Source organism: Providencia sp. Marseille-Q8014, assembly GCF_965112055.1.
Genome location: NZ_CBCOPT010000001.1, coordinates 1,478,728 through 1,491,860 on the forward strand (window position 1 = coordinate 1,478,728; position 13,133 = coordinate 1,491,860).

Below are 13,133 nucleotides of genomic sequence, written 5' to 3' on the forward strand. Positions count from 1 at the left end.
TAGCGCGAAGATAGGCTCCACATAAACATTAAAAAATAGATAACAGATAAGGAATACACCATGTCAGATATGTTGAAAAATGACGTGGATCCGATTGAAACTCGCGACTGGCTACAGGCGATTGAATCGGTCATCCGTGAAGAAGGTGTTGATCGTGCTCAGTTCATTATCGAACAGGTATTGAGCGAAGCGCGTAAAGGCGGTGTAAACATTGCTGCTGGTGCATCTGGTAGTTCTGATTATATCAACACAATTGCTGTTGAAGACGAGCCTGCATACCCTGGTAACATGGATTTGGAGCGCCGTATTCGCTCCGCAATTCGTTGGAACGCAGTGATGACTGTACTGCGTGCTTCTAAGAAAGATTTGGAACTGGGTGGCCATATGGCATCATACCAGTCTTCAGCGACTTTATATGAAGTTTGCTTTAACCATTTCTTCCGCGCTCATAACAATAATGATGGCGGGGATTTGGTCTTCTTCCAAGGTCATATTTCTCCAGGAATTTACGCTCGTGCATTCTTAGAAGGGCGCTTAACTGAAGAGCAGATGAACAATTTCCGTCAAGAAATTGGTGGTAAAGGTCTATCTTCTTATCCTCACCCTAAACTGATGCCTGATTTCTGGCAATTCCCAACAGTGTCAATGGGTCTTGGTCCAATTAACGCAATCTATCAAGCTAAATTCTTGAAATATCTTGATAACCGCGGTTTGAAAGATACTTCTGCACAAAGAGTCTATGCATTCTTAGGTGATGGTGAGATGGATGAGCCAGAATCTAAAGGTGCAATCACTATCGCAACTCGCGATAAGCTAGATAACCTCGTATTCGTTATTAACTGTAACTTGCAGCGTTTAGATGGCCCTGTAACAGGTAACGGCAAAATTGTTAATGAGCTAGAAGGTATCTTTAGCGGTGCTGGCTGGCAAGTTATTAAGGTTATGTGGGGTGATCGTTGGGATGAGCTGCTACGTAAAGATACTAGCGGTAAACTTGTCCAATTGATGAACGAAACCCTTGATGGTGACTATCAGACCTTTAAATCACGTGATGGTGCATACGTTCGCGAGCACTTCTTTAATCGTTACCCAGAGACGGCTGCATTAGTTAAAGACATGACTGATGATGAGATTTGGGCTCTGAACCGTGGTGGTCATGACCCGAAGAAAGTCTATGCCGCATTTAAAAAAGCAGCAGATACTAAAGGTAAACCAACTGTTATTTTAGCTCAAACCATTAAAGGTTATGGTATGGGTGAAACAGCAGAAGGTAAAAACATTGCTCACCAAGTGAAAAAAATGAACATGGATGGCGTTCGTCACTTCCGTGATCAGTTCAACGTGCCAGTGGCTGATGATCAACTCGAAAAACTGCCATATGTTACGTTTGAAAAAGATTCTGAAGAATACAAATATCTGCATGAGCGTCGTCAAGCATTAGGCGGTTATCTGCCAGCGCGTCGTACTCACTTTGATGAGAAATTAGAAATCCCTACATTGTCTGATTTCAGCCAATTGCTAGAAGAGCAATCAAAAGAAATTTCAACCACTATCGCATTTGTTCGTGCGTTAAACGTGATGTTGAAAAACAACTCTATCAAAGATCGTTTAGTCCCAATCATTGCTGACGAAGCACGGACTTTCGGTATGGAAGGTCTGTTCCGTCAAATTGGTATCTATAGCCCGAAAGGTCAGCAGTATACGCCTCAGGATCGTGAGCAAGTGGCTTACTATAAAGAAGACTCTAAAGGCCAGATCCTACAAGAAGGGATTAACGAACTGGGTGCAGGTGCATCATGGTTAGCGGCTGCAACATCCTACAGCACGAATAACCTGCCGATGATCCCATTCTACATCTACTACTCCATGTTTGGTTTCCAACGTATCGGCGACCTATTGTGGGCAGCGGGTGACCAACAAGCTCGTGGTTTCTTGATTGGTGGTACTTCAGGCCGTACAACTTTAAATGGTGAAGGCTTACAACACGAAGATGGTCATAGCCATATTCAATCACTGACTATCCCTAACTGTATCTCTTATGACCCTGCTTATGCTTATGAAGTTGCAGTCATTATGCAGGACGGTTTAGAGCGTATGTATGGTGAGAAACAAGAGAACGTGTACTATTACATCACGACTCTGAATGAAAACTATCATATGCCAGCGATGCCAGAAGGTGTTGAAGAAGGTATCCGCAAAGGTATCTATAAACTGGCTTCAATTGAAGGTAGTAAAGGTAAAGTTCAGCTGTTAGGTTCTGGTTCAATGATGCGCCATGTTCGCGAAGCGGCTAACGTGCTGTCGACTGAATACGGTATCGGTTCTGATATCTATAGCGTAACCTCGTTCACTGAGTTGGCGCGTGATGGTCAAGATTGTGAGCGTTGGAATATGCTGCACCCATCTGAAGCACCACGTGTACCTTATGTTGCTCAAGTGATGAATGATGCGCCAGCTGTTGCATCAACTGACTATATGAAACTGTTTGCAGAACAGATTCGTACTTTCATCCCAGCAAGCGATTATCGTGTATTGGGTACTGATGGTTTCGGTCGTTCTGACAGCCGTGAAAACCTACGTCACCACTTTGAAGTGGATACATCTTATGTAATCGTTGCGGCGCTAGGTGAATTGGCTAAACGTGGTGAGATTGATGTTAACGTCGTTGAAGAAGCGATTAAAAAATACAACATCAACCCAGAAAAAGTTAACCCACGTCTGGCATAAGAGGTAAGAATCAATGTCTATTGAAATCCAAGTGCCTGATATCGGTGCTGATGAAGTTGAAGTCACCGAAGTGATGGTCAAAGTTGGTGATAAAGTAGAAGCAGAGCAATCACTTATCACTGTTGAAGGTGATAAAGCTTCTATGGAAGTACCATCTCCACAAGCGGGTGTGGTTAAAGAAATTAAAATTGCAGTTGGTGACAAAGTTACCACCGGTAAATTAATTATGGTATTTGAATCAGCAGAAGGTGCCGCTCCAGCGGCTCTTGCTGAGGCTCCGGCTGCACCAGCGGCGGCGGCAGCTGCTGCTGAGTTAAAAGAAGTATCCGTACCTGATATTGGTGGTGATGAAGTTGAAGTCACTGAAATCATGGTTAAAGTTGGCGATACTGTTACAGAAGAACAGTCACTCATCACTGTTGAAGGCGATAAAGCGTCTATGGAAGTTCCTGCTCCATTTGCAGGTACGGTCAAAGAAATTAAGATCGCAACAGGTGATAAGGTGAAAACTGGGTCGCTAATTATGGTCTTTGAAGTCGCCGGTTCTGCACCAGCGGCAGCACCTGCACCAGCAGCGTCAGCATCCGCACCTGCTCCAGCAGCTTCTGCAATTAAAGATGTGAATGTACCAGATATCGGTGGTGATGAAGTTGAAGTCACTGAAATCATGGTTAAAGTTGGCGATACTGTTACAGAAGAACAGTCACTCATCACTGTTGAAGGCGATAAAGCGTCAATGGAAGTTCCTGCTCCATTTGCAGGTACAGTCAAAGAAATTAAGATCGCAACAGGTGATAAGGTGAAAACTGGCTCGCTGATCATGACCTTTGAAGTGGCAGGTGCAGCACCAGCGGCAGCAGCCTCTGCGGCTCCAGCTCCGGCTCCTGCATCATCGGCTCCGGCACCTGCGGCAGCGCCAGCGAAAGCGGCTGATAGCAAGAATGAATTCGTTGAAAACGAGGCTTATGTTCATGCGACACCAGTTATTCGCCGTTTAGCTCGTGAGTTTGGGGTTAACCTTGCTAAGGTAAAAGGTACTGGTCGTAAAGGTCGTATTTTGCGTGAAGATGTGCAATCTTACGTTAAAGATGCGATCAAACGTGCTGAAGCGCCTGCCGCAGCGGGTGGTGGCCTGCCAGGTATGCTGCCATGGCCAAAAGTGGATTACAGCAAGTTTGGTGAAGTTGAAGAAGTTGAACTGGGCCGTATCCAAAAAATCTCCGGTGCTAACCTGAGCCGTAACTGGGTCATGATCCCTCACGTTACGCTGATGGAAGACGTTGATACTACTGATGTTGAAGAGTTCCGTAAGCAGCAGAACAAAGAAGCAGAGAAGAAACAGCTAGGTGTTAAAATTACCCCACTGGTGTTTATCATGAAAGCTGTGGCTCGTGCGCTTGAAGAAATGCCACGTTTCAATAGCTCTATTTCTGAAGATGGGCAACGCCTATTCATGAAGAAATATATCAACATTGGTATCGCGGTTGATACACCTAACGGTCTTGTTGTTCCTGTTATCAAAGATGTGAACAAAAAAGGCATCATGGAACTTTCTCGCGAACTGATGGAAGTTTCTAAGAAAGCACGTGCAGGTAAATTGACGGCTTCTGATATGCAGGGCGGATGCTTCACGATTTCTAGCCTTGGTGGTATCGGAACAACTGGTTTCGCACCAATTGTTAATGCGCCTGAAGTAGCTATTATGGGGCTATCTCGCTCTTCCATGAAACCAGTATGGAATGGCAGTGAGTTTGTACCTCGTTTAATGCTACCAATGTCACTTTCATTCGACCATCGTGTGATTGACGGTGCTGATGGTGCTCGCTTTATCACCTTAGTAGGTCAATTGATGAGCGATATTCGCCGACTGGTGATGTAATAAATAAGACCGGCTAATAGGCCGGTCTGTTTTATTTAGGCTGGGGCAGAATTTTTTACTGTTCATCCGAAACGTTGCGAGTCACGTCACGTAATGAGCCTTTTCAGGATGTTAACAATTCTGTAAACTGCTCGCGGTGTGTATTTTCCGGTGGAATAATTCGTTTTTTCGGCAGCCCGCTGGACAAAACAAAAAGAGGTCATGATGAGTACTGAAATTAAAGCCCAAGTAGTGGTACTTGGTGCAGGCCCTGCAGGGTATTCTGCGGCTTTCCGTTGCGCTGACTTAGGTTTAGATACTGTTTTAGTTGAACGTTATTCAACTCTGGGTGGAGTTTGTTTGAACGTTGGTTGTATCCCTTCTAAAGCACTATTGCATGTAGCTAAAGTGATTGAAGAGGCTAAAGCCCTCGCTGAACATGGTATTGTTTTTGGTGAGCCAAAAACGGATATTTCCAAAGTTCGCCTGTGGAAAGAAAAAGTTATTAATCAGCTGACAGGTGGTTTGGCTGGTATGGCAAAAGGCCGTAAAGTGAACGTTGTTAACGGTCTTGGTAAATTTACTGGTGCTAACACACTGGTTGTTGAAGGCGAAAACGGTAGCACAACGATCAACTTTGATAATGCGATCATAGCTGCGGGTTCACGTCCTATTCAGTTACCATTTATTCCTCATGAAGATCCACGTATTTGGGATTCAACGGATGCACTAGAACTGAAAGAAGTTCCAGAGCGTTTGTTAGTTATGGGTGGTGGTATCATCGGTCTGGAAATGGGGACTGTGTATCATGCTCTGGGTTCTCAAATTGATGTTGTTGAAATGTTTGACCAAGTCATCCCTGCGGCTGACAAAGATGTGGTTAAAGTATTCACCAAACAAATTAGTAAAAAATTCAACTTACTATTAGAAACAAAAGTGACGGCTGTTGAAGCAAGAGAAGACGGCATCTATGTTTCTATGGAAGGTAAAAAAGCACCTGCTGAACCACAACGTTATGACGCTGTGCTTGTTGCAATCGGCCGTGTACCAAATGGTAAAAACCTTGATGCAGGTAAAGCTGGCGTCGAAGTTGATGACCGTGGTTTCATCCATGTCGATAAGCAAATGCGCACGAATGTTCCTCATATTTTTGCTATCGGTGACATCGTTGGTCAACCAATGCTGGCACACAAAGGTGTTCATGAAGGGCACGTGGCAGCTGAAGTTATCTCTGGCTTGAAACACTATTTCGATCCAAAAGTTATCCCATCTATCGCTTACACTGAGCCAGAAGTTGCATGGGTAGGTCTAACAGAGAAAGAAGCGAAAGAGAAAAACATCAGCTATGAAGTCGCAACATTCCCTTGGGCTGCTTCAGGTCGTGCAATTGCTTCAGACTGTTCAGAAGGTATGACCAAACTGATTTTCGACAAGCAATCTAACCGTGTTATCGGTGGTGCGGTTGTTGGTGTTAACGGTGGCGAACTGTTAGGTGAAATTGGCCTAGCAATTGAAATGGGTTGTGATGCAGAAGATATCGCATTAACTATCCATGCTCACCCAACACTGTATGAATCAATTGGTATGGCGGCAGAAATCTACGAAGGTAGCATTACTGACTTACCAAACGCTAAAGCGAAAAAGAAAAAATAATTTCTTAAGTCGCTTTGGTAAACAGCCTTTTTAATTCGCTGTTTATCAGTAAAGTAGATAGAAGCCAATGTGGAAGCACATTGGCTTTTTGCTTTTGTATATAGGTAGTTATATTTTTTGGGTGATTATCATATTCATTTAAATAGTTTTCTTAAATAAAAAGCGTCTTTAAGAGTGAAAGATAAATCAATATTAATGATAATGCGTATTTGGCTCATGAAATATTACATTCTTTGCGCTAATTACGCTTATACTTCAAGTCGCAGCGTTGCTGACTGCGCTCACTCACACTAGTCACATAGTTGCACCTCGAATTATTTAGAGTGTAGATTAATCCTTATAACGTATATCAATAAGCAAATGCCATGAAACTGATACCCGCTGCAATTTTAATTCATGTTCCTAATGTTTCCGTAGGCTTAGCTTGGTACCAGCAAGCTTTTTCGCAAGCGGTAGCCGAGTATCTCCCTGAGTTTGATTTTACGTTATTGCATATAGGGAATTTCACCATTGAAATTGTGCAAGCGGATGAAAAGGTCAGAGAAGGTAAGCGGGGAACCGTGCTTTATTGGCAAACTGCATCTTTAGATGCTGCAATGAAACATCTAATCACTTTAGGTGCGAAACTATACCGAGGACCAATGCGAATCGATGGTAACAACCGAATGTGTCAGCTTGAAGATCCGTTTGGTAATTTAATTGGTTTAAAAGGGCAATAAAATCAATTAAAACCGTTAAAAAAATTATGACCAATCGTAATGATTTTCCTTATCAATTAGAGAGATAAATAAAATTACGATAAAAGATATAATTTGTGATAACTAATGAAAAAGGGCACAAAAGAGGGTGCGTTAACGGTATAAATGCATTATAAAAAGTGTGGCTATAGGCTCTACTGCCAGTTGTGCGCTTTTAATTAAGGTGTTGTCATGCTCTTCATCGGGGTTTGATGCCCCTTGCGGCTGATTCACTGGTCGCCTAGCTGCACCTTGAATTAACTAGAGTTTATATCTGCTTTTTGTGACTGATTATAGAATCTTAAACTAAAAACAACCTGTAATAGATGATTAGGGCCTAAAGTAAGTAGAAGTATGTTGCTTTCTTGTGAATGAATTAACATTCTATTTAAACTCTGCTATGCTGAGTGCCCGAAGCTGGACATAATTTTACTGCCATTGAGATTATGCGAGCAAATTCCTCTGACCTGGCACCGGATGATGTTTTTTCAAGATGGTGCAGACAGCCGGGTATATAAATTACAATGAAGCGAGGAGAACGTCGTGCTAGAAGATTACCGTAAGCACGTAGCCGAGCGTGCCGCTCAAGGGATTGTCCCTAAGCCATTAGATGCTGCACAAGTAGCTGCACTAGTAGAACTACTGAAAAACCCACCTAAAGGTGAAGAAGATTTCCTGTTAGACCTGCTGACCAACCGTGTGCCCCCTGGTGTTGACGAAGCAGCTTATGTTAAAGCCGGCTTTTTAGCGGCTATCGCGAAAGGCGAAACCGCCTCACCTCTTATCTCCCCTGAAAAAGCGATTGAGCTGCTTGGTACAATGCAGGGCGGATACAATATTCATGCACTCATTGAAGCGTTAGACGATGCGAAGCTTGCGCCAATAGCCGCTAAAGCACTGTCACATACTCTGCTGATGTTTGATAACTTCTATGATGTTGAAGAAAAAGCGAAAGCCGGAAATGAATACGCCAAACAAGTTATAGAATCTTGGGCAAATGCAGAATGGTTCTTAGAACGCCCAGAGCTCGCCGAAAAATTAACCGTGACCGTATTTAAGGTAACTGGTGAAACAAACACCGATGATCTTTCCCCTGCACCAGATGCTTGGTCACGCCCAGATATTCCATTGCATGCGCTAGCCATGTTGAAAAACCCACGTGATGGTATTGAACCTGATGATGCGGGTAATGTTGGTCCAATTAAACAAATCGAAGCTTTGAGCGAGAAAGGTTTTCCTTTAGCTTATGTGGGTGATGTTGTTGGTACGGGCTCCTCTCGTAAGTCAGCGACTAACTCAGTGCTATGGTTTATGGGTGACGACATTCCATTTGTACCAAACAAACGTGGTGGTGGCGTGGTACTTGGTGGCAAAATTGCCCCAATCTTCTTTAACACGATGGAAGATGCGGGTGCACTGCCGATCGAAGTCGATGTGTCTAAGCTGAATATGGGTGATGTCATTGATATCTATCCTTATAAAGGTGAAGTTCGTCACCATGAAACGGGTGAATTACTTGAAACATTTGCACTGAAAACGGATGTTTTAATTGATGAGGTTCGTGCTGGTGGCCGTATTCCTCTGATTATTGGTCGTGGTTTGACAGCCAAAGCCCGTGAATCTCTCGGCTTAGAACCAACCAAAGTATTCCGTCACGCTAAATCTGTTGCACAAAGTCATCGTGGCTTCTCTTTAGCGCAAAAAATGGTAGGTCGTGCTTGTGGTCGTCCTGGTATTCGCCCTGGTGAATACTGTGAACCGAAAATGACTTCTGTTGGCTCGCAAGATACTACGGGTCCAATGACTCGCGATGAGCTGAAAGATTTAGCATGTCTAGGCTTCTCCGCTGATTTGGTTATGCAGTCATTCTGTCATACTGCGGCTTATCCAAAACCTGTCGATGTGACAACTCACCATACGCTCCCTGATTTTATTATGAACCGTGGTGGTGTTTCCCTACGTCCGGGGGATGGTATCATCCACTCATGGCTAAACCGTATGCTGTTGCCTGATACAGTTGGTACAGGTGGTGACTCACATACACGTTTCCCAATTGGTATTTCTTTCCCTGCCGGTTCTGGCCTAGTGGCATTTGCTGCTGCAACGGGCGTCATGCCGCTTGATATGCCAGAGTCAGTATTGGTGCGTTTTAAAGGTGAAATGCAGCCGGGGATCACTTTGCGTGATCTGGTGCATGCGATCCCGCTATATGCAATCAAAGATGGTTTATTGACGGTTGAGAAAAAAGGTAAGAAAAACATTTTCTCGGGCCGTATTCTAGAAATTGAAGGTTTACCTGAGCTGAAAGTCGAGCAAGCTTTTGAACTAGCAGATGCCTCTGCTGAACGTTCTGCCGCAGGCTGTACGATTAAACTGGATAAAGCGCCAATCATTGAATATCTGCAATCAAATATTGTTCTATTGAAATGGATGATATCTGAAGGTTATGGCGATCGTCGTACGATTGAGCGTCGTATTAGAGGCATGGAAAGCTGGTTAGCCGATCCACAATTGTTAGAAGCTGATGCTGATGCTGAATATGCCGCGGTGATTGAAATTGATCTTAATGAAATTAAAGAACCAATTTTATGTGCACCGAACGATCCTGATGATGCTCGCTTACTGTCTGATGTGCAAAATGAAAAAATCGATGAAGTCTTCATTGGTTCTTGCATGACTAACATTGGCCATTTCCGTGCAGCAGGTAAATTGCTCGATCAGCATAAAGGTCAGTTACCGACACGCCTATGGGTTGCTCCGCCAACTAAGATGGATGCAGCGCAATTAACCGAAGAAGGTTATTACAGTGTGTTTGGTAAGAGCGGGGCGCGTATCGAAGTTCCTGGCTGCTCGTTATGCATGGGGAACCAAGCGCGTGTTGCCGATGGTGCAACAGTTGTATCAACTTCAACACGTAATTTCCCTAACCGATTAGGTACAGGCGCTAATGTATTCTTAGCCTCTGCTGAATTAGCCGCTGTAGCGTCTCTATTAGGTCGCTTACCAACGCCTTCAGAGTACTTGCAGTTTATGGATAAAGTTGATGAGACTGCTGCTGATACTTATCGTTACTTAAACTTTGATCAGTTAGAACAGTATACCGAGAAGGCTGATGGCGTGATTTTCCAAACCGCCGTGTAGTTTTCATCTGGAAGAAAGTAACAGCCTCGAATTTATTTCGGGGCTTTTTTTTACTCTAAAAATGATATTAATTACCTATTTTATGTACAGCAGTAATAGAGAAAGGATGAAGTTATCCTATTAGATAAGTTAATTTATAAATATAAAATTTATCGAATTCATCATTATTCGATTAAATAATAAAGAACATGAATTTAATAAATTGTTAGTGTTATTACAAATACCGTCTTATTTTGAATGACTAAAATAGTCAATATAATAATGTTACTCTCACATCTGATAAATAAAGTAATGATATATGACCTTTCTATCTCATTGATAAATATAATTAAATATATTGAATTTAAATATATGTATGTTTTTATCGATAATTATACACTCCATTTGCGTATAATTTGTTAGTAAATATTAACAACTGTTAAATAAAAATAAATAAAGAGTTTAATATTATTTTTTTTATTCATAATACGTCACTTTTAATTTTATAAACTAGATGGGATGGTGTGTGAAATTAAGAAAGTAGTATATTGTCCTGTTTTTCATGATGAAATTTTTTGTTACATTTGTTTTTGTATCTGTCTATCTAGGTTTTACGTCTATTAGGTGTAATATGAATTGGTGTATAAATTGCCTATAATGTTTGCATCTGTGAAGCAGTAGGGGAATTAATAAATTTGAAGGTGAGATAAATCTTATTCATTAAATTTTCATTGTTTATAAGCCATCTAAAAAAGAGTGATGTTTTATTTGTTATTAAAATTTAATGAGTGTCTGAATATAATCTTTATTGGATGAAAGTAATTTTTATTACTGATTATGTAGTCTTATTAATGGCTGATATTCATTATTAGCTAGGGTTTTGTTTTTATTTTTTATATTAAATTAAAGGTCAAAAAAATGTTTAAGAAAACTTTATGTGCATTGTCGTTAATTTCTGTTTCATGTGCAGCTTTATCTGCTCCAGTTGCTAATTTAAAAGTAACAGGTTCAATAACACCACCGACATGTACTATTAATAATCAAAATGAAATTGATGTGGAATATAAATTTGATGTTGCACCACAGATGTTCCCTGCTACTGGTGCTTTAGTTTTACCTCCTGAATCTAAAAGAATTGAAATAGTCTGTGATGCAACAACCTATTTAAGTTTTGATGCTACAGATAATCGTAGTGATAGCGTTATGACGGTAGGAAATACTAACTTTGGTTTAGGTAAATATGGTACTGATAATGATAAAAACATTGGTTTTTATACTATCGCTATGAAAAATGCAACGACCAAAGCAAATGCTGATGCAACAGAAAAGAAAGTAGGTGTGTTAGTTGGAACAGCCTATAATGCAACTGAGCTTTCAGTAATGAAAAATAGAAAAGCATCTTGGGGATTAGCCTCACAGGTACCTGCAGCTGCACAAATTTTTGCAGCTGACTTTGAAGTGAAACCAACATTAAGTGCAGAACTAAAGAACTATTCTGGTGATGTATCTTTAGATGGTCATACAACATTGTCATTTGGTTTTTCTATTTAATTTTACATAGATAAAGGTGGGCCTTGTGGGGCCTACCTTACTGAATAAGGTTACGGATAAAGATGAACAATTCAGTGAAATATGTAGCGTTATTACCATTATTTTTTTTAAGTGCAAGCTATGCTGATGTTGATGCAAATTTAAAAATTATGGGAACAGTAAAACCACCAACGTGTAGTATTAATAATGGAGATGAAAGTGATATTGAATATAAATTTACGGTATCTCCACAAATGTTTCCTACAACGGGTAATTTACGTTTAACACCAGAAACTAAACGTATTGAAATAGTTTGTGATGCTACAACAATTTTAAATTTTATTGCGACAGATAATCGTAGCGATAGTGTTTTACTCAAAGGTTCTGCTAATTTATTTGGTTTAGGTAAGTATGGCGCTGATGATAGCAAAAACATTGGTTATTATTCGATTAAGATGAAAAATGCGACAACGAAAGCAAACAACGATGCTGAGGAAACTAAAGTCGGTATTTCATCTGATTCAGATTTTAACGCTACACAATTAGGCGTCAATTTTGGAAGGAAAATATTTTGGGCATCTAAGTTTGGGCAATTAGCTGCTGCACAAATTTTTGCGGCTGATTTTGAAGTAATACCGGTATTAAATGGTGCTTTAAAGGATTTTTCTGGTGATGTGTCTTTAGATGGCCATGCCACTTTAGCGTTTAGTTTTTCTATTTAATCTAATGCTGAAGTTAATTATGTATTCTATCTATTATGTAAGTGACTGAGGTTATTGATTTATTCATGAATAAGTTGACAAAATGCATTACACTATTTCCATTATTAGTTTCAGGTATGAGTTATGGTGATATTAATGCAAACTTAAAAGTTAATGGCGATATTAAGCCACCAACATGTTTAGTTAATGGGATGGAAAAAACAGATATTATTTATGATATGGGGAAATTATCTCTTGATGTCATACCGGTATCTGATATGTATATATTCCCTAACGAATCATTAGTTAAAAACACGGTAACAGTGACATGTGACGCAACAACCTATTTAACGTTTATGGCGAATGATACATACCAAAGCTTAAACTTACCGGCTACTCCGTTAAAGTCATCATACGGTCATATCTATTTCCGTTTTAATGTGGGGGAGCCTCAAGCCCTGGGTGGAGTGTATTTTTTACTTGAGGATCTAGAAGTAGATAACAAGGCTGTTTATGCTCGTCGCCTTTATAGCAATATAAAGCCCACTTCTGGGATTAGAGACAATACACTGACCAAAGATGAATATTATGGCTGGGCTAATGTAGCAAAGGAAACTGTTGATACATCTGAGTTTCAAGAATCACTCGTTCCTGGGAAAGTCTTTTCCGTATCATTTAAACAAGGTGGTGCGTTTATTAATTCAAGAACTGACTTATCTAAAGCCAATATTAATCTAAATGATGGCGTAAATTATAACGCTGAAGCTGTGGTTACATTTAACTTTGGCATCTAATTATAAATAAACT

8 protein-coding genes are annotated in these 13,133 nt (G+C 40.8%); all 8 read left to right on the forward strand.

The genetic code is table 11. The features are described from left to right. The first annotated feature begins 60 nt into the window (after positions 1–60). The 8 genes from aceE to ACWPW6_RS06420 all read left to right on the forward strand — a co-directional run bounded on the left by aceE (position 61) and on the right by ACWPW6_RS06420 (position 13,120). Positions 61–2,727, forward strand: a complete 2,667-nt coding sequence (aceE, locus tag ACWPW6_RS06385) for a pyruvate dehydrogenase (acetyl-transferring), homodimeric type (RefSeq protein WP_196713371.1) — start codon at positions 61–63, stop codon at positions 2,725–2,727. Positions 2,728–2,740: 13 nt separating this feature from the next. Further along, positions 2,741–4,606, forward strand: coding sequence for a pyruvate dehydrogenase complex dihydrolipoyllysine-residue acetyltransferase (aceF, locus tag ACWPW6_RS06390; RefSeq protein WP_250000235.1), 1,866 nt, complete (start codon positions 2,741–2,743; stop codon positions 4,604–4,606). Between the two features lie 204 nt (positions 4,607–4,810). Then, positions 4,811–6,238: a dihydrolipoyl dehydrogenase gene (gene lpdA / locus ACWPW6_RS06395; protein ID WP_154625094.1), complete on the forward strand. Its 1,428-nt coding sequence runs from the start codon at positions 4,811–4,813 to the stop codon at positions 6,236–6,238. A 365-nt stretch (positions 6,239–6,603) separates the two neighbouring features. Next, the gene (locus ACWPW6_RS06400) at positions 6,604–6,957 is read left to right on the forward strand and encodes a VOC family protein (RefSeq protein ID WP_154625093.1); all 354 of its coding nucleotides are present in this window, start codon (positions 6,604–6,606) and stop codon (positions 6,955–6,957) included. 561 nt (positions 6,958–7,518) lie between these two features. Next, entirely contained in the window at positions 7,519–10,116 is a 2,598-nt protein-coding gene (gene acnB, locus ACWPW6_RS06405) for a bifunctional aconitate hydratase 2/2-methylisocitrate dehydratase (RefSeq protein WP_163860905.1), read from the forward strand. An 897-nt stretch (positions 10,117–11,013) separates the two neighbouring features. Next, a complete protein-coding gene (locus tag ACWPW6_RS06410; RefSeq protein WP_154635746.1) occupies positions 11,014–11,646 on the forward strand; it encodes a DUF1120 domain-containing protein in 633 nt (210 codons plus the stop codon). Positions 11,647–11,708: 62 nt separating this feature from the next. Continuing rightward, a complete protein-coding gene (locus ACWPW6_RS06415; protein WP_250000237.1) occupies positions 11,709–12,347 on the forward strand; it encodes a fimbrial protein in 639 nt (212 codons plus the stop codon). A 65-nt stretch (positions 12,348–12,412) separates the two neighbouring features. Further along, positions 12,413–13,120 (forward strand): type 1 fimbrial protein, encoded by a 708-nt coding sequence (locus ACWPW6_RS06420; protein ID WP_250000239.1) that lies wholly within the window; start codon positions 12,413–12,415, stop codon positions 13,118–13,120. The last annotated feature ends 13 nt before the right edge of the window (positions 13,121–13,133 follow it).